This window comes from Antarcticimicrobium luteum (assembly GCF_004358185.1).
Taxonomy (GTDB): domain Bacteria; phylum Pseudomonadota; class Alphaproteobacteria; order Rhodobacterales; family Rhodobacteraceae; genus Antarcticimicrobium; species Antarcticimicrobium luteum.
This window is the reverse complement of sequence record NZ_SMUV01000061.1, coordinates 1-24892: the sequence shown is the minus strand read 5'-3', so window position 1 is coordinate 24892 and position 24892 is coordinate 1. Positions and strand designations below refer to the sequence as shown.

Sequence of the window (24892 nt, the reverse complement as noted above, 5' to 3'; positions counted from 1 at the left end):
CCGGCGCCGCACGGTATCCCGCCGACCGCTTGACAATTGTCAATCGGGGAACATAACAAATACACATTGTTTCTATCGGAGACACCGTGCGAGCTGATGATATTCCAGAGATTCGAACGCTGGATCTGTTCCGCCACATGTCGGAGGACAGGTTCAACGATCTGATCCGAGGCGCCTATGTCCAGACCTTTCCGCCCCAGGTGGAACTGATCACCGAGGGCGATACCGCCGATTTTCTGCATGTGGTTCTGTCCGGCACGGTAGAGCTGTATTCGTCATGGAACGGGCGCGAGACCTCGATGGCGACAGTGCGGCCGATCTCGACCTTTATCCTGGCCGCGACGATCAAGGACGCCCCTTACCTCATGTCCGCGCGAACCGCCGAAAAGGCGCGCATCATCCTTCTGCCGTCGCTGGATGTGCGCAATGTGTTCGAAGCCGACAGCGATTTCGCCCGCGCCGTGGTGACCGAGCTCGCCCAGTGTTACCGGGCGGTCGTCAAGACCACCAAGAACCTCAAACTGCGGACCTCTCAGGAAAGGCTGGCCAACTACCTTTTGCGCAATCACCGGCGTGCCGGCGGCGCGCTGGAGTTCGATCTGCAGGTTGAAAAGCGCCGCCTCGCCTCGTTCCTCGGGATGACGCCGGAAAACCTCTCGCGCGCGATCAAGGCGCTGCGCCCCTATGGGGTCGAGATCGACGGCGCGACGGTGCGGATCACCAACCTCGCCGATCTGGAACAATTCGCAAGACCAAGTCCGCTGATCGACGATTACACTACCTGAAACGCAGCCCCCCGCGGCGCAGACGTCCCTACCCGGCACCTACGCCCGCAGGCGGCGCGCCTGGTCGGCCAGGACGCGGACCGCCGGCCAGTCGCCGGCAGCGACCAGCGTTTTCGGCGCCACCCAGCTGCCGCCGACGCAGGGAACCGTGGGCAAGGCCAGATAGTCCCGCGCATTGGCCAGGCTGACGCCGCCGGTGGGGCAAAAGGCGATCTGCGGCAGCGGCGCCCCAAACGCCGCCAGCACCGCCGCCCCGCCCGCGGCCTCGGCGGGAAAGAATTTCAGCATGTCATAGCCGCGCGCCAGCAGCGCCATCGCCTCGCTCGCCGTGGCCGCACCGGGCAACAGCGGCAGATCGGCCGCCTCGCAGGCCTCCAGCAGCGCATCGGTGGCGCCGGGCGAGACCGCGAATTGCGCCCCCGCCGCGCACGCGGTCTGAACATCGGCGGCTGTAATCACTGTGCCCGCGCCAACCACCGCGCCAGGCACCCGGGCCATCTCGCGGATCGCCTCCGGCGCGGCGGATGTGCGCAGCGTCACCTCCAGCACAGGCAACCCGCCCGCCACCAGCGCCTCGGCCAGCGGGCGGGCCTGGGCGGCGTCCTCGATGACCAGCACGGGGATCACTGGGGCCAGGGCGGCAAGCGCGCGCATGCGACGGCTGGCTGCGGCCGGATCAATCGCCATCGAAGACCCCGAACACCGTCGCCCCCGCCGTGGCCGGCGACACCGCGTTGCGGAACACCGCGAACAGCTCGCGCCCCATCCCCGCGCCGTGAGCGCAGGGACCGGCAGGCGCCGGCGCCCGCTCCATCACCCCGTCGGTCAGGATCTCCAGCCGTCCCGCCACCGCGTCCACCCGCAGCAGATCGCCATCGCGCAGCCGGGCGATCGGGCCGCCCTCCAGCGCCTCGGGGCAGACATGGATCGCCGCCGGCACCTTGCCCGAGGCGCCCGACATGCGCCCGTCGGTCACCAGCGCGACCTTCTGGCCGCGGCCCTGAAGAATGGACAAAATCGGCGTCAGGCTGTGCAATTCCGGCATCCCGTTGGCGCGCGGCCCCTGAAAGCGGACGACGACCACTAGATCGCCGGTCAGCTCGCCGGCGTGAAACGCGGATTTCACCCCCTCCTGATCGTCGAAGATGCGGGCCGGGGCCTCGACCACATGATGCTCGGGGGCCACGGCGGAAACCTTCATCACCGCGGTGCCCAGAGATCCGGTCAACCGCTTCAGCCCGCCGCTGGGCTGGAACGGGTCCGAGGCGGGGCGCAGGATCCGGTCGTTGAGGCTCTCTCCCGCGCCCGGCTGCCAAGTCAGATCGCCGCCGATCAGCTTCGGCTCCTCGGTGTAGCGGTGCAGGCCGGGGCCGGCGACGGTTTCGGTATCGGGGTGCAGCAGGCCCGCCTCCAGCAGCGTGCCGATGGTATAGCCGAGCCCGCCTGCGGCATGGAAATGGTTCACATCGGCCAGCCCGTTTGGATAGACCCGCGCGACCAGCGGCGTGACCGCCGAGAGATCGGAAAAATCCTGCCAGTCCAGCACGATACCGCCGGCGCGGGCCATCGCCACCAAATGGATCAGGTGGTTGGTGGAGCCGCCCGTCGCGTTCAGCCCGACGATGCCGTTCACAAAGGCGCGCTCGTCGAGGATGCGGCAGACCGGGGTGTACTCGTTGCCGAGCGCGGAGAGCATCAATGCCCGCTGGGCGCCGGCGCGGGTCAACGCCTCGCGCAGCGGCGTGCCGGGGTTGACGAAGCTGGCGCCGGGCAGGTGCAACCCCATGAACTCCATCAGCATCTGGTTGGAATTGGCGGTGCCGTAGAAGGTGCAGGTGCCGGGACCGTGATACGAGGCCATCTCGGCGGCCATCAACTCGTCCCGCCCGACCTCTCCGGCAGCGAACTGCTGGCGCACCTTCGCCTTTTCGTCGTTGGGCAGGCCGCTGGTCATCGGGCCTGCGGGCAGGAAGACCACGGGCAGATGGCCGAAGCTTTGCGCCGCGATCACCAGCCCCGGCACGATCTTGTCGCAGACGCCCAGGAACACGGCGGCATCGAACACGTTATGGCTCAGCGCGATGCCGGCCGCCATGGCGATCACGTCGCGGGAAAACAGGCTCAGCTCCATGCCGGGCGCGCCCTGCGTGACGCCGTCGCACATCGCCGGCACGCCGCCCGCGACCTGCGCGGTGCCGCCGGCGTCGCGCGCGGCCTTGCGGATCATCTCGGGGAACTGTTCGAACGGCTGATGCGCCGAGAGCATGTCGTTATAGGCGGTGACGATGCCCAGATTGCCCGCATGGCCCGTCGCCAGCGCCGCCTGATCCGCACCGGCGCCGGCATAGGCATGGGCCTGCCCCGAGCAGGACAAATGCGCCCGGGCCGGCCCCTGATCGCGCGCCGCCCGCATCCGCGCCAGATAGGCAGAGCGGCTGGTCCTGCTGCGCGCCACAATCCGCTCGGTCACGTCGACAATGGTGGGGTGCACGGTCATTGCTCTCCTGCTCTTGCGGCTGCCCGCCACCCTCGAAGCAAAGCGGCGCGGGATCAATCCCGCCGCGCGCCCGGCGCAGGCGCTGTCCCGGTGCTGGCTTTGACAATCCGAAGCGATGGCCGAATTTGCAACCGGAAACCGCCGAACCGGCCCCTGCGCGGCAAGGTTTCGCGCCCCGACGCCGCCCAATCGCGCCCTGTTCATGCCCGTCTGCCAGCGCGAACACGACGAGAGATTGCTGAAATCGCGCTTTCTTACATTAGTACCGTCGCTTATTTTCATGTTTTTTCTTGAAAATATGAAAATTCCGACCAGATGCATGGCAGACAAAATCAACAGAGCGATAGCAGTACTTTCGCCCCTCACCGACGATGGCGCGTGGGATTTCGCCGCATTCCGGCCGTTTCTGGACTGCATTTCGGGCGGGCCCGCATCAGCGGTCCGGGATTTTATCAACAGCAGGCAGAAGATCTGTAGATACTTCAGATCAATGTTTTATTTAGACAAAAAATCTTAATTTTAACGTGGATAAATCGACGAAACCTGTTCGTTTAAATCAAGATAACTCTAATCCCCTGGCATTGAATCCGGCCCGTTTGGCTCAGTTTCCGGCCCCTTCTGCCCGGGCGCAGACCCATCGGCGCATCTCAGCCCTGATCGCGCAGATAGTCCATGACAGCCGGCCGCACGCTCTGATCGCCGCGATGGCGGGCATCGCTGATGATCTTGCGCACCTCGCCCAGATCGGCGCGACGCAACAGGCTTTTGACCGGGCCGATCGAAGCCGGGCGCATCGACAGGCTGCGCAACCCGATAGCGGCAAGGCACAGCGCCTCGATGGGGCGGCCGGCATCCTCGCCACAGAAACTCAGCGGCGTGCCCGAGCGGTCGCAGCGCTCCACAATCTGCTCGATCAGGCTCAGAAAGCTGACATTCAGCGTATCGTAGCGGCGCCGCACCCGCTCGTTCTCGCGGTCGGCGGCAAAAAAGAACTGTTTCAGGTCATTACCGCCGATCGACAGGAACCCGACCTCGTCAAAGAACTTCTGCGGCGCGAAGGCAAGCGACGGGGTCTCCAGCATCGCGCCGATCTCGATATTCTCAGGCAGGCGGTGGCCCAGCCGCTTTTCCCGCGCGATGGTCTTGTCCACCTCGGCGCGGGCGGCGCGGTATTCCTCGAACTGCGCGACAAAGGGGAACATGACCGTCAGCGGCCGGCCATCGGCCGCGCGGATCAGCGCCTGAAGCTGCATCCGCATCACCCCCGGCTTGTCGAGCCCCACCCGGATCGCGCGCCAGCCCAGCGCCGGGTTCGGCTCGTCATTGGGCTTCATATAGGGCAGCACCTTGTCCGAGCCGATATCCAGCGTGCGGAAAATCACCCGCTTGCCATGCGCGGCATCCAGCACCCGCGCATAGAGCGCCACCAGTTCCGACCGCTTCGGCATCTTGTTGCGCACAAGAAATTGCAGCTCCGTGCGGAACAGGCCGACGCCCTCGGCGCCGGAACTTTCGAGCGACGGCAGATCGGCCATCAGCCCCGCGTTCATGTGCAACGCGACGGTCTGACCATCCAGCGTTTCGGCCGGCTTGTCGCGGATCGAGGCATAGCGCTGCTGCGCCTCGGCGCGCATCGCGATCTTGTCGCGAAAGGCGCTGACAACGGTGTCATCGGGGCGCAGATGGACCAGCCCCTGATCGCCGGCGACGATGATGTGATCGCCGTTCAGCGCCTCGGTGGTGATCCGCTTGGCGCGCACCACCAGCGGGATCGCCAGCGCCCGGGCGACGATCGCGGCATGGCTGCCGACCGAGCCCTCCTCCAGGACGATACCGCGCAGGGTGCGTCCGTATTCCAGCAGATCGCCGGGACCGATATTGCGCGCGATCAGGATCGGGTCGGGCGGCAGTTCGGCGCCGGTGTTGTTGCCCTGCCCGGTCAGAATGCGCAGCAGCCGGTTCGACAGGTCGTCCAGATCCGAGAGCCGTTCGCGCAGATAGGAATCCTGCGCCTGGGAAATCCGCGAGCGCGCCAGGCTTTGTTCTTTTTCCACCGCCGCCTCGGCCGAGAGGCCGCGCGCGATGTCTTCCTCCATCCGGCGCATCCAGCCCTTGGAATTGGCGAACATCCGATAGGCCTCGAGGACCTGAAGCTGTTCCTTGTCGGCGCCGCGCGACAATTCCAGCATCTTGTCGACGCCGACGCGCAGCTCTTCGACCGCCTCGCTCAACCGCTCCAGCTCGCGCTGGGGGTCGTCGGCGATCGGGTTGGTCACCACCACCCGCGGCTCGTGCAGCCAGACGTGGCCCTCGGCGGTCCCCTCCTGCGCACTGGTGCCGCGGATCACCACCGAGCGTTGATGCAGGGGCGACAGCGCCGCGCCTTCGCCGACGAAGGCGCCCAGTTCGGTCATCTCGGCGATGACCATCGCCACCACCTCGAGCGCATAAACCTCGTCAGCAGAGAATTGCCGCGCCTCGCGCGACTGCACCACCAAGACGCCCAGCGACTCGCCCAGCCGCTGAATCGGGATCCCGAGGAAAGAGGAATACCGCTCCTCGCCGGTTTCGGGCATGTAGCGAAAGCCCGGCTCGGCCGGCGCGTTCGGGGTATTGACCACCCGCCCGGCCCTGGCGACGCGGCCCACCAGCCCCTCGCCCAGGCGCATCCGGGTGTGGTGCACCGCCTCGGCGTCCAGCCCCTCGGTCGCGCAGAGTTCCAGCGTCTCGGGATCGCGGAACAGGTAGACCGAACACACCTCGGTCCCCATGCTGTCGGCAATCAGATGGGTGATCTTGTCCAGCCGGGTCTGTCCGGCATCGCTGCCGGCCATAACCTCGCGCAGCCGTTTCAGCAGCTTGCGACTCTCGCTTTCCGTGCCGTCGGGCATGGGCCTCGTTCACATTTCGGCTTCAGACCGTGCGAGCAGATTGCACTCAGGCGGCCTTGTCCAGTTCGAACGCATCATGCAGCGACTGAACCGCAAGTTCCATGTATTTCCGGTCGATCAGGACAGAAATCTTTATCTCTGAGGTTGTAATGACCTTGATGTTGATCCCCTCATCCGAAAGCACCTTGAACATCTTGGCGGCCACGCCCGACTGGCTGCGCATGCCGATGCCGACCACAGAAACCTTGGCCACGTCGGTATCGGCCACCAGTTCGGCATAGTTCAGATGCCCGTCCTGCTTGATCCGGTCCAGCGCCGCCTCGGCACGGGCGACCTCATTGGTGGGGCAGGAAAAGGTCATGTCCGTGCGCCCCTCTTCCGAGATGTTCTGCACGATCATGTCCACATTCACCCCCGCCTCGCTCAGCGCGGTAAAGATCGTGGCGGCGATCCCGGGCCGGTCGGCCACCGACAGCAGCGTCAGCTTGGCCTCATCGCGGGAATAGGCGACACCGTTCACAACGTTGGATTCCATGATATCCTCCTCGGCACAGACAAGCGTGCCCGCTTTGTCGGACTGTTCCTCGAAACTCGACAACACCCGCAGTTTCACACCATAGCGCATCGCCAGCTCGACCGAGCGGGTCTGCAACACCTTGGCTCCGAGGCTGGCCAGCTCCAGCATCTCCTCGAAGGCGATCTTGTCCAGCTTGCGCGCCTTGTCGCAGATCCGCGGATCGGTGGTATAGACGCCGTCCACATCGGTGTAGATGTCGCAGCGTTCGGCCCCGAAGGCGGCGGCAAAAGCCACCGCCGTGGTGTCCGATCCGCCCCGGCCCAGCGTGGTGATGCGGCCCTCGGGGCTGATGCCCTGAAAGCCCGCGACCACGGCCACGCGCATGCCTTCCGCGAATTTCTGGGAAATATTCTCGGTCGGGATCTCTACGATCCGGGCCGCGGAATGGGCGCTTGTGGTTTTAAGCGGCACCTGCCAGCCCTGCCAGCTGCGCGCCGGCACGTCCATTTCCTGCAAGGTCAGCGCCATCAGCCCGGCGGTCACATTCTCGCCCGAGGAGACGACGGCATCGTATTCGCGCGCGTCGAACAGCGGCGAGGTTTCCTCGACCCAGCCGACCAGTTCGTTGGTCTTGCCGGACATGGCCGAGACGATGACGATCACGTCATAGCCCTTGGCCACCTCCACGCCGACGCGCTTGGCAGCGCGTCGGATGCGGTCGAGATTGGCGACAGAGGTGCCGCCGAATTTCATCACGAGGACGGGCATGCGCTTTTCCCCTGGATCCCGAAGTCCGGCGCGGTTTACGCGTAGCGCGCGCAGCGCGCAAGAGTAAGGCGGGGGTGCTTTGCTATTTGAGTCGCCCGCCTCCGGGCGCGGGGCGTCACGCGGGCAGTGGTGAGCGAGAACATCACCTGCCTTTTCGCTCCTTTACCCAAATGCGCGACAGAGGGCGGCGCCCGACCGCGGGTTGGCGCCGCCAAGCCGTGAAAGCGTCACTTTATGGCAGCCAATACATCGGGCGTGAATTCTGAGCGCCGCCGGAAAGGTCAGAGCAGGTTCCAACCGTCTGGGTGAATGGGGTCAATAGGCGTGTTCGCGCCCGTCCCAGGTGCGGAAACAGCCGGTATCGGCAAGGTCCAGCGCCGCAAAGCGCTCCACCAGCCCGGCGGCGGCCTCGTCGACGGAAATCTCCGCCGCACCGCCGCCCATGTCGGTCCGCACCCAGCCGGGATGATAGATGCCCACCGCGATCCCCTCGCCGCGCAGATCGGCGGCCAGGTTGCGGCCGAGGTTCAGCGCCGCGGCCTTGGAGGCGCGGTAGATATAGCTGCCCCCCGGCGCACGGGTATGCGAGGCCATCTGCGACGAGATGATCGCCACCTTTGCGCCCGGCGACGACGCCCGCAGGTTCGGCAGCAGCGCCTGGATGGAAAGAAACACGCCGGTGACGTTCACGGCAAAGGTCTGGGCCCACATTTCAGCCGGATAGCCGGTGTCGAGCCTCTGGCCCTTGTCCGGATAGACACCGGCGTTGCACACCAGAAGATCCACCGGCCGGCCGGCCAGAGCCTCGGCCATGGCCCGGTGGCCGTCGGGGTCGGTCACGTCGAGCGCGATCTCGGCGCTGCCGTCGCGGGCGGTGCCGCTGACCTGGTGGCCGGCGGCGCGGTAACGGTCCGCAAGCACCTGTCCGATGCCGCGACCCGCGCCGGTAATTACAACATGCATTGGCTCAGTTCGTCTTTCTGTTCGGGGTGAAGGGCAAGGGCGCGACCGGCACCCCCTCCTCGATCAGGGCGCGGGCCTCTTCGGGCCTGGCCTCGCCATAGATCGACCGTTCCGGCGCATCGCCCTGATGGATGGCGCGGGCCTCGGCGGCGAAATTCATACCAACATAGTCCGAGCTTTCCTCGACCTTGCGGCGCAGCCTGGCCAGGGCCAGCTCTGCGGCGCTGGCAGGCTGGCTCAGCGGGCGCTCGGGCAGGGTTTCGCCCGGCGCGGCGGCGTTGCGGCCCGGGCGCACGCGCGGGGTCATCATCGCCTTTTCCACCTTGCCGCTGCCGCAGACGGCGCATTGAACCATGCCGGCGGCGGCCAGTTTGTCAAAGGCCGCGGCGGACTGGAACCAGCTGTCAAAATCGTGCCCGTCGGCACATTTCAGGGCGTATTGGATCATCTTCGGATCGCCAATTGGGGTCTGTGATTAGATATCCACAGCGCGGCAGAGATCAAGGGCGCCGGCGTGCCGGGCCGGCCGTTCGCGCCGGATTGTACGAAATCTGCACCGTTTCGGGGAATTCACCGCCATCGCCGGCGCCTCCCCGGCGCTCAGCGCAGCGCGGTCCCCATGCGGGCGGCCAGTCCGGCCACCAGTTCGGCATGGGGAATATCGGCATCGATCGCCAGCCGGCGCAGTCCGAAATGCACCTGCGCCATCTGCTGGTAGTAGCGGGTATAGAGGTAATTGGTCCCCGCCCCCGCCACCGCACCCAGAAGCGGCACGCTCTGGGCGGCCAGTTTCCGGCCCAGGGAGGCGGCCAGGCGCGGCGAGACACTGGCGATCAGTTTCTGCATCGCGCCGCCGGTCAGCGTCAGGCGCAGGGTGAGAAAGCCCAGATCGGCGCCGTCGTCCCCCGCCAGCGGTCCGGCGGCGGCAAATACGCGGATGCAATCGAACTGCACATTCCCGGCGGCGGGGTCGAACCCCTCCTGCGCCGCCACCCCCTGGATCGAGCGCAGCAGCATCGTGGTGGTGGCGGGCAGCTCGACCAGCGCGCCGGGCAGACCGCCAAAGCCGCCGGCCGCCCCCAACGCGGTGGTCACCGCGGTGTCCACCCAGGCGGGCTGATCGGGGATCGCCCCACGACTGCCCTGGGCGGCGCGCATGGACAGCGCCAGCGCCCGTTCGGTCGCCGCCCCCAGCCCGCCGCGCAGCTCGGGCGGCAGCCGGTCGAGCAGCCCCTCGGCGCGCCCGCCCAGCATGGTCAGAACGCGCATCCCCGGCCCGCCCGCCGCCCGGTAGAGCGCGGCGAGGCGATCAAGCTCGGCGGCGGGGTCGACCGGGGCCGCCCGGGTCAGGTCACCGGACATGGGGATGATCCACGATTCGCATAAGGCAGAAGATCGGAGCCCGCGGGGCGCAATTCAATCCCGTGCCGGCACATCCGCGCTCCAGCGGGTCACCGGCCCCCGCACATCGCGCCAGGCGTCCGGCTCCAGATCGCGGCCAAGGACGCGATCGGGGTTGGTGGGCGGCGGCATCTCGACCCCGTCGAGCCGGGTAAACCCGAATCGGCCGTAATAGGGCGCATCGCCCACCAGCATCACCCGCGCCCAACCGGCGGTGCGGGCGGCGGTGAGCCCTTCGTTGATCAGCAGCGCCCCCAGCCCCTCGCCCTGATGGGTGGGATGCACGGCGACCGGCCCCAGCAGCAGCGCCGGCGCGCCGCCGACGTGCACCGGCCAGAACCGGATCGCGCCCACCACCGTGCCGTCGCTGTCGCGCGCCACCTGGCACAGGCCCGGCACCGGATCGACGCCATCGCGCAGCCTATAGGATGACAGCGCCTCGCGCCCCGGCGCAAAGCACAGGTCGTAGAGCGCCTCGACCTCCCACCAATCGGCGGGGCGTTCCGGTTGCAGCCCGATCACCTTTACCCATGCCTCGCATTCCAAGCTGGAAATCGCCCTAGCACGACGTTACCCCTTGGGCAAACAACTGGAGACGCGCATGTTCTATCGCCCCGAGGATGGCCACGGCCTGCCGCACAACCCGTTCAACGCGATCATCACACCGCGCCCGATCGGCTGGATCTCGACAAGGGATTCCGAGGGGGTGAACAATCTTGCGCCCTATTCGTTCTTCAACGGGGTGGCCTATACCCCGCCGCAGGTGATGTTCGCCAGCACCGGACAAAAGCCCGACCAGGACAATACAAAGGACAGCGTCGCCAATATCCGCGCCACCGGCGTGTTCTGCGTGAACGTGGCCGAATATGCCGCGCGCGAGGCGCTCAACGCCACATCCGCCACACTGCCCAAGGGGGTGGACGAATTTGCCCATGCGGGGCTGACAGCGGCGGAATGTTCGCAAATCGACTGCGCCCGCATCGCCGATGCGCCCGCCGCGCTGGAATGCCGGATGACGCAGATTGTGCCGCTGGAGGGGCAGAACAACGTGCTGGTGCTGGGCGAGGTCGTCGGCGTGCACATGCGCGACGACTGTATCCGCGACGGACGGTTCGACGTGCTGGCCTATCAGCCGCTGGCCCGGCTGGGGTATCGCGACTACGCCCGCGTGACCGATCTGTTCGAGATGATTCGACCAGACGACTGAGGGACGTTTCGCCTCGCCCGGCCGCAGGCCGGGCAGCGCCCGCCGGGGCGGGGACCGCCCTTCTTGCCTACACGCGAACGCTCAGAACAGCACCTCCGCCACGGTGATCCAGACCGGAAGCGTCGCGGCGCTGAGCAGGGTGGACTGGGCGATCAGGGTGGCCACCAGTTCGCGGTTGGCGCCGAAACCAGCCGCCAGCACATGCGCCGCCGAGGCGGTGGGCAGCGCCGCGAACAGCACCAGCACCGCCACCAGCGGACCCGAGGCGCCGACAGCCAGCGCCGCGGCGCAGACCAGCGCCGGCAGCACGATCAGCTTGGTGCCCGTCAGCATCGCGCTGAACCGGTCGAGCCGGGCCAGCGCGCCCCAGTTCATCGTCGCCCCGATCGAGATCAGCGCCACCGGGATCGCCGCCTGCGCCAGCATTCCGAGCGGCGCCAGCACCGGCGCCGGCACGGTCCAGCCCGACAGGCCGACGATCACCCCCGCGACGCTGGCCAACAGGAACGGGTTCAGCGCCACCTTGACCACCGTCGCCCGCAGCCCCAGCGCATTGCCGCGCGACAGCGCCGAGACGGCAAACAGGTTGGCCACCGGCACCGCCATGCCCACCGTGACCGCCAGCAGCCCCACATCGGCGCGCGAGAGCGTGTGCACGGCGACAAAGCCAAGCGCCGTGTTGAACCGCCAGGCGGTCTGCCAGCAGCCGGCAAAGTCGAGAAACCGCTGCGGCCCGAAGCGACGCGCCAGCGCGCCCGTCAGCAACCCGGCCAGCAGGATACCCCAGACCAGCGGCGCGATGGTGACCACCTGCGCCGGTGCGATCGGCCGGCTTGAGGCCGCGACGAAGAGCAGCGCGGGAAACAGAATCTCGAAATTCAGCCGGTCGAGCCCCTGCCAGGCATTGGCTGACAGGCGGTTGCGCAGCAGCCCGCCCAGACCGACCAGGAAAAAAGAGGGCATCAGCCCCAGCAGGATGGTGAGAAAGACCAAGACCGCGCTCCGCCCGTGACGGGGCAAGTAGTGCAGCGGAGTGTGCGCAGAGGCAAGGCCGCCGGGCGCAGTTCGCCCGGTTGGGCCTGACGCAGGCGTGTTTCCGGCCCCGGCGGCCCGGCCAGTTCGGGCAGTCCGGACTCCGGCGCGACTCTGACCCGCCCCCCGGCGGAGGGGTCTCAGGCCATCAGCCGCAACCGCGCATCAGCTCTGGTTGGGGCCGCGCAGGGCGCGGATCGCGGCGCGGACCGCCTGCCATTGCCGGGCTTCGTCCGGCTTTGCGGCCAACTCGCAATCGCGGGCCTTTTTCGCGGCCTCGGCCTCGGCCTTGTCGCCGTGCGCCCCATAAAGGGCCCGGGCGTATTGTGCGGTCTGTATTGCATCCATGATCGGTCCTCCCCGTCCGGGTCGGGTTCCGCCGGCGGTGCCGGCTCCTTTGGAAGCCGCCATTTTACACCAGATCGGCCCGGATCGCAGCCTTCCCGCCGCGACCGGGGCGCAACCGGCGGCAGATCGCCGGTTGCGCCCCGCCCTGCGGTGGCTAATCTCACCGCCGACAGACAGATGGGGCAAGCAGCATGACCAGAACCAGAATCGGTATTATCGGCGGATCGGGGATTTACGAGATCGAGGGGCTGGAAGACGCCCGCTGGGTCAAGGTCGAGAGTCCCTGGGGCGAGCCCTCGGACGAGATTCTGACGGGGCGTCTGGACGGGGTCGACCTGGCCTTTCTGCCCCGCCACGGGCGCGGGCATTACCTGAGCCCCACGGATGTGCCCTATCGCGCCAATATCGACGCGCTGAAGCGGCTGGGGGTGACGGATGTGATCAGCATCAGCGCCTGCGGCTCGTTCCGCGACGAGCTGGCGCCGGGGGATTTCGTCATCGTCGATCAGTTCATCGACCGCACATTCGCCCGCGACAAGAGCTTTTTCGGCACCGGCTGCGTGGCGCATGTCAGCATGGCGCATCCCACCTGTGCGCGGCTGGGCGACGCCTGCGAGACGGCGGCGCGGGGGGCCGGCATCACCGTGCATCGCGGCGGCACCTACCTGGCGATGGAGGGGCCGCAATTCTCGTCGCTGGCAGAATCGAAGATGTACCGCGAACAGTGGGGCGCCGATGTGATCGGCATGACCAACATGCCCGAGGCAAAGCTCGCCCGCGAGGCCGAGCTTTGCTATGCCTCCGTCGCGATGATCACCGATTACGACAGCTGGCACCCCGATCACGGCGCGGTGGAAATCACCCAGATCATCGCCACGCTGACCGGCAACGCCCACAAGGGGCGCGACAAGGTGCGCCGGCTGCCCAGCCTGCTGGGGGCAGAGCGTTCGCCCTGTCCCTGCGGCTGCGACCGGGCACTGGAGTTTGCCATCATGACCGCGCCGGAGAAACGCGATCCGGCGCTGGTGGCCAAGCTCGACGCGGTGGCGGGCCGGGTGCTGAATGGCTGAGGCCCGCAGCCGGCTTGATTTCTGCGACGTCCGGCGCAAAGCTGCACCGTTTTGTTCAGGAGTGATCCCATGTCTCTCGATCTCTGGCTGGCCTTTGTCGCCGCCTCCACCGTGCTGCTGCTGATCCCGGGGCCGACCATCCTGCTGGTTCTGAGCTATGCGCTGAGCAAGGGGCGCAGCGTCGCGCTGGCCAGTGCCGCAGGCGTGGCGCTGGGGGATTTCGTGGCGATGACCGCCTCGCTGGCCGGGCTGGGGGCGCTGGTGATGACCTCGGCCATGTTGTTTACGGTGCTGAAATGGGTCGGGGCTGCCTATCTGCTGTGGATGGGCTGGAAGCTGTTGCGCAGCGCGCCCGCCACCGGCATGCAGGAGATGGCGCGCAAGACCGATATCACCGCGCGCGGGGTGTTCGGCCATGCGGCGGCGGTGACCGCCCTGAACCCGAAATCCATCGCCTTTTTCATCGCCTTCGTGCCGCAGTTCCTGCGCCCCGCCGAGCCGCTGGTGCCGCAGTTCGCGATCCTGATCGCCACCTTCGTGGGGCTGGCGGCGCTGAATGCGCTGGCCTATGCGCTGCTGGCCGACCGGCTGCGGGCCTGGATCGGACGGCCGCGGGTGATCACCGGGCTGACCCGGACCGGCGGCCTGACGCTGATGGGGATGGGGGTTGCCACGGCGGTGCTGAGGCGGCCGGCGTAAGGCGGGAAGGGCGCGGCGCAAGCGGCGCCCTGGCAATCCTCCATCCTATCTCCGAGGCTCGCCCTATCGAGCGAGCCGCTCAAGCGCCGGACCGGGGGGCTGGCGCAGCGTCGTCTGATCGGCACGCTTTATCCCTGCCAAATCCGGACGACATCCGATCGGCGCGCCCACGTCGGCCAAGCGCCAGACCGCAGGGACGGTCCGGCGCTTGCGCGGCGGCCTGCGGCCTTGTTCCGCGCAAGGGGGCTTGGGTTGGCTCAGAGGGCGCGCGATGCTCTGAGCTGAGAGCCGACAGCGCATCGGCGCCCACCGGCAGTCGGGCGCTCATCTCTGCCGGGAGAGGACCGGGGGTTATTCCGCCGCGTTCTCCTTCATGAACTCGCGGATAAAGCGGCGGATTTCCCGGGCCGCGCTGGTATCCATCTGCTTGCACAGCTCGACAAAGGCGTCACGCTCGTCCTTGTCGAGGCGCAGCACCAATTGGCTGTTCTTCTTGCTGGAAGGCTTGTTCTCTTTTTTCGCCACGCGCGTTCTGTCCCATCGCCCCTTGAGCTTGGTACATCCCTTGTATATACGTTGTATAGGGATTGTCGATATGCAATCGACGTAACATCAAAACGAAAGGAAAGGCAAATGAACCTTCACACAGCACAGGCATTCCTGACGCGCGACCGCCGGGACTGGAACAAACCGCATCTGAGCTGGCTGCCCGCCGCGCTTTACCGCCGCTATCGCGACACGCCGCACTGAGCGGCCCTTCCTGCGCCCCCCCGGGCGGTGGGACGAAAGGCTCCGGCACGCGCCCCTTGCATGCGCGAGCCGCATCGGCCAAACCCGGCGCGTTGATTTCAGCCGGAGCCGTGCCATGACCAAACCCGCATCCGTCAAAGACTATATCCGCACCATCGTGGATTTCCCGCATGAGGGGATCATGTTCCGCGATGTCACCACGCTGTTCGCCGACCCGCGCGGGTTCCGCATGGCGATCGACCAGATGCTGCACCCCTATGCGGGCGAGCGCATCGACAAGGTGGTGGGGCTGGAGGCGCGCGGCTTCATCCTGGGCGGGGCGATCGCGCACCAGCTCAGCGTCGGTTTCGTGCCGATCCGCAAGAAGGGCAAGCTGCCCGGCACCACGATCAGCCAAGACTACAAGCTGGAATACGGCGAAGCGATCGTCGAGATCCATGACGACGCCATTTCGCCGGGCGAAAAGATCCTGGTGGTGGACGATCTGCTGGCCACCGGCGGCACCTGTGCGGCGGGCATCAAGCTGATCGAGCGGCTGGGCGGCGATATCGTCAGCTGCGCCTTTGTCGTCGACCTGCCCGATCTGGGCGGACGCAAGGTGCTGGAGGGGCTGGGCATGGACGTGCACGCCCTGTGTTCCTTCGAGGGGGAGTGAGCGGGGCCGCTCCGAGCGCTGAACGACCTGCCCCCCTTGGCGCAACGCGCGCCGGGCGGGCGCCTGCCCGGGGGATGACGCGCGCAACAGGCGAGCGGCGCGCTTTGTCCCAGCCAAACCCCTCCATGATATGAAAGGGGCACACCGTCGCCAAAGCGTCAGCCCGCCGGACCGGGCAGGCGCCCGCCCGGCGCCTGCGGCGCTATTCGGGCGAAACTGCGCTCCGCTCCGCCCCCCATTCATTCCGATCAGTGCGTTTGGAACGCTCTACACGGCATCCGCCGCCAGCCGCACCCCGGTTTCCGCATCGAACAGATGCAGGTTCTCCGCCGAACAGGCGAGCGACAGCACCGCCCCCGCCTCATACCGTTGCACGCCCGCCAGCCGCACCGCCAGCGGCCCGGCGGCGCCGGGCACGGCGCCATGCACCACCGTGTCGGCGCCCAGCTGTTCGATGAACTGCACCGCAAGATCGATCCCCCCTGCCCCGCCCGGCGCGAGGTGCAGATGCTCGGGCCGCACGCCCAGCGCGATGGGATGGCCCGCCGGCCCCGGCAGATCGAAGCCAAGCGACAGCGCCGATGCCTGCCCGAAGGTCACGCTGGCGCGATCGGCGCCGATGCGCCCCTCCAGCATGTTCATCGAGGGGCTGCCGATGAATTCGGCGACAAAACGGCTCGCCGGACGCAGGTAGAGGTCCATCGGTGTGCCGATCTGCTCGACCCGGCCGGCATTCATGATCACGATCCGGTCCGCCAGGCTCATCGCCTCCACCTGGTCATGGGTGACATAGACGAAGGTGGCGCCGAGCCGCCGGTGCAGCGCCTTGAGTTCGGCCCGCAGCTGGGTGCGCAGCTTGGCATCGAGGTTCGACAGCGGCTCGTCGAACAGGAACACCTTGGGCTGACGCACGATGGCGCGGCCCATGGCGACGCGCTGGCGTTGCCCCCCCGAGAGCTGCCGCGGCTTGCGGTCGAGATACTCTTCCAGCCGCAGGGTGCGGGCGGCCTCGGCGATGCGCGCGGCGATCTGAGCCTTTGGCAGGCCCTCGTTCTTCAGCCCGTATTCCATGTTCTTGCGCACGCTCATATGCGGGTAAAGCGCGTAGTTCTGGAACACCATGGCGATATCGCGCTCGCCCGGCTCGCGGTCGTTGACGCGGGCGCCGTCGATGGAAAGCTCGCCCTCGGTGATCGTCTCAAGCCCGGCGATCATCCGCAGGATGGTGGATTTGCCGCAGCCGGAGGGGCCGACGAGGACGACGAATTCGCCGTCGGATATCTCGACCGAGACCTCCGATGCGGCGGTCACGCCGCCGGGATAGGTTTTGCCAAGCGCGTTCAGATGAAGGGTCGCCATGTTGTTATTTCTCGCTTTCGACCAGGCCTTTGACGAAGAGTTTCTGCATCGCCACGACGACCACCACCGGCGGGATCATACCCAGAATGGCGGTGCCCATGACGAAGTGCCACACCGGCAGCGCCTCGCCCGAGTTCACCATCCGCTGGATCCCCATGACCACGGTGTAAAGACCCTCTTCCGTGGTCACCAGCAGCGGCCAGAGGTACTGGTTCCAGCCATAGATGAAGAGGATGATGAAGAGCGCCGCGATATTGGTGCGGCTCATCGGCAGCAGGATATCGATGAAGAAGCGGACCGGACCGGCGCGGTCGATACGGGCCGCCTCGACCAGCTCGTCCGGGATGGTGAGAAAGAATTGCCGGAACAGGAAGGTCGCCGTCGCCGAGGCGATCAGCGGGATGGTGAGCCCGGCATAGGTGTTGAGCATCCCCAGTCTGGTGACCACGTCGAAGGTGGGCAGGATCCGCACCTCGACCGGCAGCATCAGCGTGAGAAAGATCATCCAGAAGAACCCCATGCGGAAGGGAAACCGGAAATAGACGATCGCATAGGCCGAGATGATCGAGATCGCGATCTTTCCAAAGGTGATGACCAGCGCCATGATCAGGCTGTTCATCATCATCATCCCGATCGGCACGCCGCCGGCCGCGGGCAGGCCGGCGGACAGAAGCTGGGTATAGTTGTCCCAGCCCTGGCCGCCAAACCACAGCGGGATCGGCGCCCTGGACAGCGCCTCGGCGCCATGGGTGGAAGCGACCAGCGCCATCCAGACCGGAAAGCACAGGAACAGTACGCCCAGGATCAGGACTGCATGGGTCAGGATGTTCAGGATGGGGCGGTTTTCGACCATCAGTACGTCACCTTGCGCTCGACATAACGGAACTGGATGAAGGTCATGCCGATCACCAGCGCCATCAGCACCACCGACTGCGCCGCGCTGGAGCCATAGTCCTGGCCGATAAAGCCGGTGTTGTAGACCCGGAACACCAGAACCGAGGTGGCATCGGCCGGCCCGCCATTGGTGGTGGCGTGGATCAGCGCGAAGGTGTCAAAAAAGGCATAGACGAGATTGACCACCAGCAAGAAGAAGGTCGTCGGCGACAGCAGCGGCATTGTGATCGTCCAGAACCGGCGGATCGGGCCGGCGCGATCGATGGCGGCAGCCTCGATCAGGGATTTCGGGATGCTTTGCAGACCGGCGAGGAAGAACAGGAAATTATAGCTGATCTGTTTCCACGCGGCGGCAACCACCACAAGGATCAGCGCCTGGTTCCCGTTGACGTAGTGGTTCCACTCCACCCCCAGCCCCTTGAGCCAGTAGGCGACGATACCCATCGACGGGTTCATCAGGAAGTACCAGATCACGCCGGCCAGCGCCGGCGCCACCGCATAGGGCCATATCAGCAGCGTGCGATAGCTTTGCGCGGCGCGCAGCACCCGGTTGGCCGCGACCGCCAGCCCCAGGGACGTCCCCAGCGCCAGCGCCGTCACCGACAGCCCGAAGACCAGCGTGGTGCGGAAGGATCTGAGATAACCGGGATCCGCGAACAGGTCGCGGTAATTGCGCAGGCCGACCCATTCGCGCGAAAACCCGAAGGCGTCCTCGATGAAGAACGAGCTTTCCAGCGCCTGGTAGGACGGCCAGAAAAAGAACACCAGGGTGACCGCGATCTGCGGCAGCACCAGCAGATAGGGCAGCGACCTGGACCGAAAGATGACACGTTTCTGCATGGGACCGCCAGCAAAGGCAGGGGCGGCCCCAAAGGAGGCCGCCCGCGCCGATTTCGAACTCAGGAGTTTGCGTCTTCGAACTTGCGCAGCAGCGCGTTGCCGCGCTCGACCGCGGCGTCCATCGCCTCGCGCGCGGTCTTGTCGCCGGCCCAGACGGCCTCCAGCTCTTCGTTGATGATGTCGCGCGCCTGCACGAAGTTGCCAAAACGGATGCCCTTGGAATTCGGCGTCGGCGTGTTCAGGCTGAGTTCCTTGATCGCGGTGTCGGTGCCGGGATCGGTTTTGTAAAAGCCCTGCTCTTTCGACAGCTCATAGGCGGCGGTGGTGATCGGAACATAGCCGGTGTTCTGATGCCAGAACGCCTGCTGCTCGGGCTGCGACAGGTACTGGAAGAATTCGGCGACGCATTTGTATTCGTCGCTCTTGTGGCCGTTGAGCACCCACAGGGTGGCGCCGCCGATGATCGAGTTCTGCGGCGCGTCGGCCACGGCGGTGTCGAGCGGCAGCATGGTCTGGCCGAATTCGAAATCCTTGATGTCGCTCTTGAAGCCGCCGTAATAGGCCGAGGAGTTGATCCACAGCGCGGTTTCGCCGTTGACGAACATCCCGCGCGAGTCGCCGCGACGGCCGCCGTAACCGAACAGCCCCTCTTTACCCATATCCGCGATGCGCTGGATATGGTTGACCACCGCGTCGTTGTTGAAGGTGAACTCGGTCTTCAGCGAGGCGAACCCGTTTTCCTCGGACGCCATCGGGATGTTGTGCCAGGCCGAGTAGTTCTCGATCTGGGTCCAGGACTGCCAGCCCATCGAGAACGGCTTTTCGACGCCATTGGCCTTCAGCGCGCGGGCGGCTTCCTCGACCTCGTCCCAGGTGGTGGGCACGGCAACGCCGGCGGCGTCCAGTGCGGTCTTGTTGTACCACATGACCGGGGTCGAGCTGTTGAAGGGCAGCGACAGCAGGTTGTTGTCGGTGTCGGTGTAATAGGAGACCACGGCAGGCAGATAGGCGGACTGGTCGAAATCGACGCCGGCGTCCTGCATCAGCTTGTAGACGGGATAGACCGCGCCCTTGTCCTCGGCGGCCATCATGGTGGCGGTCCCGACCTCGAAGACCTGCACCACATGCGGCTGCTCGCCGGCGCGGAAGGCGGCGATCGCGGCGGTCATGTTCTCGGTATAGTTGCCCTTGTAGACGGCGTTGATCTGGCAGGTTTCCGAACCGGCGCTGTAATCGGCGGCGAATGTATCGACGATGGTGCCCAGCTCGCCGCCCATGGCGTGCCAGAACTGCACCTGGGCCTTGTCGGCGGCAAAGGCCGGGGCGGCGATGGCGAGGGCCGTCGTGGCCGTCAGAATGGTCTTGATGGTCATCTCGTTCTCCTTCGGCGGGACCGATGAGGCGAAGCCGCCGGCCCGTCATTGAAACTGCCAAGGCGGGATCGGCGCCCGCCGGGCGGTCTTAGGAGCGGTAGATGACACTCGAATGAAACTATGTGACGTTCATATGAACATTGGCGGGGTTTCGGCGGCGAAAGCCGGGCAAGAAAAAAGGCGGCCCCGGGGGGCCGCCTGATCATGCTGTCCGGCGGCGATGCCGCTCAGACTTTTTCCTGTGTGTATTTCCTCAGCTCGGTCCGGGCGACCTGACGGCGGTGCACCGCGTCGGGGCCGTCGGCCAGGCGCAGGGTGCGCACATGGGTCCAGGCGATCGCCAGCGGGGTGTCCTGCGACACGCCGGCGCCGCCGAACATCTGCACCGCCTCGTCGATGACCTTCAGCGCAGTGCGCGGCGCCACCACCTTGATCTGGCTGATCCAGGGCGCCGCGGCGCGGGCGTCGCCCTGATCCATGTACCAGGCCGCCTTGAGGCACAGCAGCCGGGCGGTTTCGATATCCATCCGGCATTCGGCAATGATGTCGTAGTTGGCGCCAAGCTGCGCCAGTTTCTTGCCGAAGGCCTCGCGCTGCAGCGAGCGTTTGCACATCCGCTCCAGCGCGATCTCGGCCTGACCGATGGCGCGCATGCAGTGGTGGATGCGGCCCGGCCCGAGGCGGCCTTGCGAGATCTCGAAGCCCTTGCCCTCGCCCACCAGCAGGTTTTCCGCCGGCACACGGACATTGGTGAAACGGATATGCATATGGCCGTGCGGCGCGTCGTCGTGGCCATAGACCTCCATCGCGCGCAGCACCTCGATGCCGGGGGCGTCGGCTGGGACCACGATCATCGAATGACGCTGGTGCTTCGGGGCATCCTCGCCACCGGTCTTGACCATGGTGATATAGACCTTGCAGCGCGGATCGCCGGCGCCGGAGGACCACCACTTTTCGCCATTCAGCACATAGTCGTCACCGTCGCGCACGCAGGACATCGACACATTGGTCGCGTCCGAGCTGGCGACGTCCGGCTCGGTCATCAGATAGGCCGAGCGGATCTCGCCCTCCAGCAGCGGTTTGAGCCATTGGTCCTTCATCGCCTCGGTGCCGTAGCGCTCCAGCACCTCCATGTTGCCGGTGTCGGGGGCAGAGCAGTTGAAGACCTCGGCACCCAGCGGGGTCTTGCCCATCTCTTCGGCGAAATAGGCGTATTCGACGGTGGTCAGGCCAAAGCCCTTGTCGCTGTCGGTCAGCCAGAAGTTCCACAGCCCCTGCGCCTTTGCGCTCGCCTTGAGGCCTTCGAGAATTTCGGACTGGCGGTCGGTGTATTCCCAGCGGCTGCCCTTGGCGATTTCCTGCTGATACTCCTCCTCCAGCGGCATGACCTCGTCGCGGATCACGTCGCGGACCCGCTGCAACAGCTTTTCGTTCTCTTCTCGAATGGTGAATGACATGTTCATTTCGGCTCTCCCTCCCGTCTGGCCGGCCAAATCCCGGCCCTGCGCTTGGGTCAGAGACTGCGCGGGGTCGCGGCAAATGTCCAGCGTGTTGACGGCACGTCACACCTTGCATCCCCTGAAATTTAAAGCGTTTTTCAGATGCGCCGAAAAATTTCAGGCCCAGGGCATGTGCGAAAGACGGTTTCGCCAAGCAAAACAGAGGATCCGGTCGGTTCCGCCGCAGGAACTTGATTCGCGCCGCGCTCCGGCCCCCGCCCAATGGCGTTTCGCGCCGCAGAGAGGCCCGGGAAGAAGCCCGCAGGAGACCCGTCCAGAGGCGGGGTCCATAAAGAAATGGCGGGCCAAAGGCCCGCCCGTTGCGTTTTACTCCGCCGCCTCGACGTAATCCTCGAGCGGCGGGCAGGTGCAGACCAAATGGCGGTCGCCATAAACGTTGTCGACCCGGCCCACCGGCGGCCAGTACTTGTCGACCCGGAAGGCGCCCGGCGGGAAACACCCCTGTTCGCGCGAATAGGGGCGCTCCCAGTCCTTGACCAGATCCTCCATCGTGTGGGGGGCGTGTTTCAGCGGGTTGTTCTCGGGGTCCATCCGGCCCTCCTCGATCGCGCGGATCTCTTCGCGGATCGCCAGCATCGCATCGCAGAACCGGTCAAGCTCGGCCTTGGTCTCGCTCTCGGTGGGTTCGATCATCAGCGTGCCGGCGACCGGCCAGCTCATCGTCGGCGCGTGGAACCCGCAGTCCATCAGCCGCTTGGCGATGTCATCCACGGTGACCCCGGCGCTGTCGGCGAAGGGCCGCGTGTCGATGATGCATTCATGCGCGACCCGACCCTTGCCGCCCTTGTACAGAACGTCATAGGCCCCCTCGAGGCGCTTGGCGATGTAGTTGCCGTTCAGGATCGCCACCCGGGTCGCCTGGGTCAGCCCCTCGCCGCCCATCAACAGGCAATAGGCCCAGCTGATCGCCAGGATCGAGGCCGAACCGAACGGCGCCCCCGAGACCGGCCCCTCGGCGCCGCCGGTGTGGGGATGGCCGGGAAGGAAGGGCACCAGATGCTCCTGCACGCCGATCGGGCCCATGCCGGGGCCGCCACCGCCATGCGGGATGGCAAAGGTCTTGTGCAGGTTCAGGTGGCTCACATCGCCGCCGACGTCGCCGGGTCGGGCAAGGCCCACCATCGCGTTCAGGTTGGCGCCGTCGATATAGACCTGGCCGCCGTGGGCATGGGTGATCTCGCAGACCTCGCGCACGGTCTCCTCGAACACCCCGTGGGTCGAGGGATAGGTGATCATGCAGCCGGCAAGGTTACCGGCGTGCTTTTCGGCCTTGGCACGGAAATCGTCGAGGTCGATGTCGCCGTTCTCGGCCGATTTCACTACCACCACGTCCCAGCCGACCATATGGGCGCTGGCGGGGTTGGTGCCATGGGCGCTGACCGGGATCAGGCAGACCTTGCGATGACCCTCGCCGCGCGACCGGTGCCAGGCCGAGATGGTCAGCAGGCCCGCGTATTCCCCCTGTGCGCCGGAATTGGGCTGCATCGAAAAGGCGGCGTACCCTGTGATCTGGCAGAGTTTGGCAGAGAGATCGGCAATCATCTCGGCATAGCCCTGGGCCTGATCGGCGGGGACGAAGGGATGCAGATCGGCGAATTCAGGCCAGGAGATCGGCATCATCTCGGCCGCCGCGTTCAGCTTCATCGTGCAGGAGCCCAGCGGGATCATCGCCCGGTCCAGCGCCAGATCGCGGTCGGCCAGACGGCGCATGTAGCGCATCATCTCGGTCTCGGCCCGGTTCATGTGAAAGATCGGGTGATCGAGATAGGAGCTTTCGCGCAGGAGCGCGTCGGGCAGGCGGTATTCGCTTGTCACCTCCTCCGCGTCCATGATGATGCCAAAGGCGCGCCAGACCGCCTCGATGGTGGCCGGGCGGGTCTGTTCATCCAGCGTGATGCCCACCTTCGAGCTGCCGACCCGGCGCAGGTTCACCCCCTCGCGCACGGCGGCCTGCAACACGCCGCGCTGCAACAGGCCGACATCGACGGTCAGAGTGTCGAAGAATTGCTTCGGCTCGACCTTGAAGCCTGCCGCCTCCAGCCCTTTGGCCAGCCGTGCGGTCTTGCGGTGGATGCGCTGCGCGATGGCGCGCAGCCCCTCGGGCCCGTGGAACACCGCGTAGAACGAGGCCATGACCGCCAGCAGCGCCTGCGCCGTGCAGACGTTTGAGGTCGCCTTTTCGCGGCGGATATGCTGTTCGCGGGTCTGCAGCGACAGCCGATAGGCGCGGTTGCCGTGGCTGTCGACGCTGACGCCGACGATCCGGCCCGGCATGTTGCGTTTATAGGCGTCGCGGCAGGCCATATAGGCGGCGTGCGGGCCACCATAGCCCATCGGAACGCCGAACCGCTGAACGCTGCCCACGGCGATGTCGGCGCCCATCGCTCCCGGCTCTTTCAGCAGGGTCAGCGCCATCGGGTCGGCGGTCATGATCGCCACCGCCTTGTTGTCGTGCAGGGCGGCGATGGAGGCGCTGAAATCGGTCAGATGGCCAAAGGTGCCCGGATACTGGAAAATGGCGCCGAACACCTTGTCGGCCTCCAGGCTCTCCGGCGCGCCGATGATCACCTCGATGCCCAGCGGCGCGGCGCGGGTTTGCATCACCGCGATGTTCTGGGGGTGGCAGTTCTCATCAACAAAGAACGCCATGGCCTTCGATTTCGCCACCCGCTGCGCCATGGTCATCGCCTCGGCGCAGGCGGTGGCCTCGTCCAGCAGCGAGGCATTGGCCACCTCCAGCCCGGTCAGGTCGCTGATCATGGTCTGGAAATTCAACAGCGCCTCGAGCCGGCCCTGGCTGATCTCCGGCTGATAGGGGGTATAGGCGGTGTACCAGGCCGGGTTTTCCAGGATGTTGCGCTGGATCGCCGGCGGCGTCACCGTGCCGTGATAGCCCTGCCCGATCAGCGAGGTCAGCACCTTGTTCTTCTCGGCCACCCGGCGCAAGTGCCAGAGCAGCTCGCGCTCGGATTTGGGTTTGCCGAAATCCAGCTTGGACGCCTGCCGGATCGCCTTGGGTACGGTCTGGTCGATCAGCGCCTCCAGGCTGTCGGCACCGACCACGCCCAGCATCTCGTCCATTTCCCTGGGCGAGGGGCCGATATGGCGGCGGTTGGCGAAATCATAGGGCAGGTAATCGGTGGGCGTGTAGGTCATTGCGATGTCTCTCTGGCATGGCAGCGCCCGGACCGGACACCGCCCCTGATCTTCTTGCGTTAGATTATATCCCGCCGGAGGCGCCGAGCCCCCGGCGGCGGGCTATCCCGGGCCGGGCCCGGTCGTTGCCGAAACCGCCCGCCGGACGGTTTCGGCCCGCCGTTCAC

At 66.3% G+C, this 24892-nt stretch carries 23 protein-coding genes; 6 read left to right on the top strand and 17 right to left on the bottom strand.

The genetic code is table 11. The features are described 5' to 3' along the window. Positions 1-86: 86 nt before the first annotated feature. On the top strand, positions 87-785 hold the full coding sequence (locus E1832_RS08520; RefSeq protein WP_133359319.1) for a helix-turn-helix domain-containing protein: 699 nt from the start codon (positions 87-89) through the stop codon (positions 783-785). 39 nt (positions 786-824) lie between these two features. Here the strand turns inward: E1832_RS08520 and eda are convergent, their stop codons facing one another. Both eda and edd read right to left on the bottom strand, forming a co-directional pair. Beyond that, positions 825-1472 carry a bifunctional 4-hydroxy-2-oxoglutarate aldolase/2-dehydro-3-deoxy-phosphogluconate aldolase gene (eda, locus tag E1832_RS08515; RefSeq protein ID WP_133359318.1) on the bottom strand — a complete coding sequence of 216 codons (648 nt, stop codon included), beginning with the start codon at positions 1470-1472 and terminating at the stop codon, positions 825-827. Continuing rightward, entirely contained in the window at positions 1462-3282 is a 1821-nt protein-coding gene (gene edd / locus E1832_RS08510; RefSeq protein WP_133359317.1) for a phosphogluconate dehydratase, read from the bottom strand. Before edd ends, eda begins: the two co-directional genes overlap by 11 nt. A gap of 115 nt (positions 3283-3397) precedes the next feature. Between edd and E1832_RS08505 the strand changes: the two genes are divergently transcribed. Then, positions 3398-3799 carry a hypothetical protein gene (locus tag E1832_RS08505; protein ID WP_133359316.1) on the top strand — a complete coding sequence of 134 codons (402 nt, stop codon included), beginning with the start codon at positions 3398-3400 and terminating at the stop codon, positions 3797-3799. A gap of 130 nt (positions 3800-3929) precedes the next feature. Here E1832_RS08505 and ptsP read toward each other — a convergent pair whose 3' ends face one another. The 6 genes from ptsP to E1832_RS08475 all read right to left on the bottom strand — a co-directional run bounded on the left by ptsP (position 3930) and on the right by E1832_RS08475 (position 10344). After that, positions 3930-6173, bottom strand: coding sequence for a phosphoenolpyruvate--protein phosphotransferase (gene ptsP / locus E1832_RS08500; RefSeq protein ID WP_133359315.1), 2244 nt, complete (start codon positions 6171-6173; stop codon positions 3930-3932). 46 nt (positions 6174-6219) lie between these two features. Further along, entirely contained in the window at positions 6220-7458 is a 1239-nt protein-coding gene (locus E1832_RS08495; protein WP_133359314.1) for an aspartate kinase, read from the bottom strand. A 315-nt stretch (positions 7459-7773) separates the two neighbouring features. Further along, positions 7774-8421: an SDR family NAD(P)-dependent oxidoreductase gene (locus tag E1832_RS08490; RefSeq protein WP_133359313.1), complete on the bottom strand. Its 648-nt coding sequence runs from the start codon at positions 8419-8421 to the stop codon at positions 7774-7776. Between the two features lie 4 nt (positions 8422-8425). Further along, on the bottom strand, positions 8426-8869 hold the full coding sequence (locus tag E1832_RS08485) for a DUF1178 family protein (RefSeq protein ID WP_133359312.1): 444 nt from the start codon (positions 8867-8869) through the stop codon (positions 8426-8428). A gap of 152 nt (positions 8870-9021) precedes the next feature. Next, positions 9022-9783: an EcsC family protein gene (locus E1832_RS08480; protein ID WP_133359311.1), complete on the bottom strand. Its 762-nt coding sequence runs from the start codon at positions 9781-9783 to the stop codon at positions 9022-9024. Positions 9784-9837: 54 nt separating this feature from the next. Further along, entirely contained in the window at positions 9838-10344 is a 507-nt protein-coding gene (locus E1832_RS08475) for a GNAT family N-acetyltransferase (protein WP_133359395.1), read from the bottom strand. Between the two features lie 79 nt (positions 10345-10423). On the opposite strand from E1832_RS08475, the gene E1832_RS08470 reads away from it, so the two are divergent. Then, positions 10424-11029, top strand: coding sequence for a flavin reductase family protein (locus E1832_RS08470; protein ID WP_133359310.1), 606 nt, complete (start codon positions 10424-10426; stop codon positions 11027-11029). 81 nt (positions 11030-11110) lie between these two features. Here the strand turns inward: E1832_RS08470 and E1832_RS08465 are convergent, their stop codons facing one another. Then, positions 11111-12022 (bottom strand): AEC family transporter, encoded by a 912-nt coding sequence (locus E1832_RS08465; protein ID WP_245513911.1) that lies wholly within the window; start codon positions 12020-12022, stop codon positions 11111-11113. Positions 12023-12226: 204 nt separating this feature from the next. After that, a complete protein-coding gene (locus E1832_RS08460; protein WP_133359309.1) occupies positions 12227-12409 on the bottom strand; it encodes a hypothetical protein in 183 nt (60 codons plus the stop codon). Positions 12410-12600: 191 nt separating this feature from the next. Between E1832_RS08460 and E1832_RS08455 the strand changes: the two genes are divergently transcribed. Beyond that, positions 12601-13479: an S-methyl-5'-thioadenosine phosphorylase gene (locus E1832_RS08455; RefSeq protein WP_133359308.1), complete on the top strand. Its 879-nt coding sequence runs from the start codon at positions 12601-12603 to the stop codon at positions 13477-13479. Positions 13480-13548: 69 nt separating this feature from the next. After that, on the top strand, positions 13549-14178 hold the full coding sequence (locus tag E1832_RS08450; protein WP_133359307.1) for a LysE family translocator: 630 nt from the start codon (positions 13549-13551) through the stop codon (positions 14176-14178). A 351-nt stretch (positions 14179-14529) separates the two neighbouring features. On the opposite strand, the gene E1832_RS22490 is transcribed toward E1832_RS08450, so the two are convergent. After that, a complete protein-coding gene (locus tag E1832_RS22490; protein WP_165978836.1) occupies positions 14530-14703 on the bottom strand; it encodes a hypothetical protein in 174 nt (57 codons plus the stop codon). Positions 14704-15043: 340 nt separating this feature from the next. On the opposite strand from E1832_RS22490, the gene E1832_RS08445 reads away from it, so the two are divergent. After that, a complete protein-coding gene (locus tag E1832_RS08445; RefSeq protein WP_133359306.1) occupies positions 15044-15583 on the top strand; it encodes an adenine phosphoribosyltransferase in 540 nt (179 codons plus the stop codon). A gap of 267 nt (positions 15584-15850) precedes the next feature. On the opposite strand, the gene ugpC is transcribed toward E1832_RS08445, so the two are convergent. The 6 genes from ugpC to gcvP all read right to left on the bottom strand — a co-directional run bounded on the left by ugpC (position 15851) and on the right by gcvP (position 24725). Next, the gene (gene ugpC / locus E1832_RS08440) at positions 15851-16942 is read right to left on the bottom strand and encodes a sn-glycerol-3-phosphate ABC transporter ATP-binding protein UgpC (protein ID WP_133359305.1); all 1092 of its coding nucleotides are present in this window, start codon (positions 16940-16942) and stop codon (positions 15851-15853) included. A gap of 4 nt (positions 16943-16946) precedes the next feature. Next, a complete protein-coding gene (ugpE, locus tag E1832_RS08435; protein ID WP_133359304.1) occupies positions 16947-17795 on the bottom strand; it encodes a sn-glycerol-3-phosphate ABC transporter permease UgpE in 849 nt (282 codons plus the stop codon). Beyond that, positions 17795-18676, bottom strand: a complete 882-nt coding sequence (gene ugpA, locus E1832_RS08430; RefSeq protein ID WP_133359303.1) for a sn-glycerol-3-phosphate ABC transporter permease UgpA — start codon at positions 18674-18676, stop codon at positions 17795-17797. Before ugpA ends, ugpE begins: the two co-directional genes overlap by 1 nt. A 59-nt stretch (positions 18677-18735) precedes the next feature. Continuing rightward, positions 18736-20049 (bottom strand): sn-glycerol-3-phosphate ABC transporter substrate-binding protein UgpB, encoded by a 1314-nt coding sequence (gene ugpB, locus E1832_RS08425; RefSeq protein WP_133359302.1) that lies wholly within the window; start codon positions 20047-20049, stop codon positions 18736-18738. Between the two features lie 227 nt (positions 20050-20276). Beyond that, positions 20277-21512, bottom strand: a complete 1236-nt coding sequence (locus tag E1832_RS08420) for an acyl-CoA dehydrogenase family protein (protein WP_133359301.1) — start codon at positions 21510-21512, stop codon at positions 20277-20279. A 363-nt stretch (positions 21513-21875) separates the two neighbouring features. Further along, on the bottom strand, positions 21876-24725 hold the full coding sequence (gcvP, locus tag E1832_RS08415) for an aminomethyl-transferring glycine dehydrogenase (RefSeq protein ID WP_133359300.1): 2850 nt from the start codon (positions 24723-24725) through the stop codon (positions 21876-21878). Positions 24726-24892 lie beyond the last annotated feature (167 nt).

Coding starts and splice junctions, on each gene's coding strand:
- ugpA (WP_133359303.1), bottom strand. CDS start 18,676: ATGCAGAAACGTGTCATCTTTCGGTCCAGGTCGCTGCCCTATCTGCTG.
- E1832_RS08485 (WP_133359312.1), bottom strand. CDS start 8,869: ATGATCCAATACGCCCTGAAATGTGCCGACGGGCACGATTTTGACAGC.
- E1832_RS08495 (WP_133359314.1), bottom strand. CDS start 7,458: ATGCCCGTCCTCGTGATGAAATTCGGCGGCACCTCTGTCGCCAATCTC.
- edd (WP_133359317.1), bottom strand. CDS start 3,282: ATGACCGTGCACCCCACCATTGTCGACGTGACCGAGCGGATTGTGGCG.
- E1832_RS08420 (WP_133359301.1), bottom strand. CDS start 21,512: ATGAACATGTCATTCACCATTCGAGAAGAGAACGAAAAGCTGTTGCAG.
- E1832_RS08450 (WP_133359307.1), top strand. CDS start 13,549: ATGTCTCTCGATCTCTGGCTGGCCTTTGTCGCCGCCTCCACCGTGCTG.
- ptsP (WP_133359315.1), bottom strand. CDS start 6,173: ATGCCCGACGGCACGGAAAGCGAGAGTCGCAAGCTGCTGAAACGGCTG.
- ugpE (WP_133359304.1), bottom strand. CDS start 17,795: ATGGTCGAAAACCGCCCCATCCTGAACATCCTGACCCATGCAGTCCTG.
- E1832_RS08505 (WP_133359316.1), top strand. CDS start 3,398: ATGGCCGAATTTGCAACCGGAAACCGCCGAACCGGCCCCTGCGCGGCA.
- ugpB (WP_133359302.1), bottom strand. CDS start 20,049: ATGACCATCAAGACCATTCTGACGGCCACGACGGCCCTCGCCATCGCC.
- E1832_RS08480 (WP_133359311.1), bottom strand. CDS start 9,783: ATGTCCGGTGACCTGACCCGGGCGGCCCCGGTCGACCCCGCCGCCGAG.
- E1832_RS08490 (WP_133359313.1), bottom strand. CDS start 8,421: ATGCATGTTGTAATTACCGGCGCGGGTCGCGGCATCGGACAGGTGCTT.
- E1832_RS08470 (WP_133359310.1), top strand. CDS start 10,424: ATGTTCTATCGCCCCGAGGATGGCCACGGCCTGCCGCACAACCCGTTC.
- eda (WP_133359318.1), bottom strand. CDS start 1,472: ATGGCGATTGATCCGGCCGCAGCCAGCCGTCGCATGCGCGCGCTTGCC.
- E1832_RS08445 (WP_133359306.1), top strand. CDS start 15,044: ATGACCAAACCCGCATCCGTCAAAGACTATATCCGCACCATCGTGGAT.
- E1832_RS08460 (WP_133359309.1), bottom strand. CDS start 12,409: ATGGATGCAATACAGACCGCACAATACGCCCGGGCCCTTTATGGGGCG.
- gcvP (WP_133359300.1), bottom strand. CDS start 24,725: ATGACCTACACGCCCACCGATTACCTGCCCTATGATTTCGCCAACCGC.
- ugpC (WP_133359305.1), bottom strand. CDS start 16,942: ATGGCGACCCTTCATCTGAACGCGCTTGGCAAAACCTATCCCGGCGGC.
- E1832_RS08455 (WP_133359308.1), top strand. CDS start 12,601: ATGACCAGAACCAGAATCGGTATTATCGGCGGATCGGGGATTTACGAG.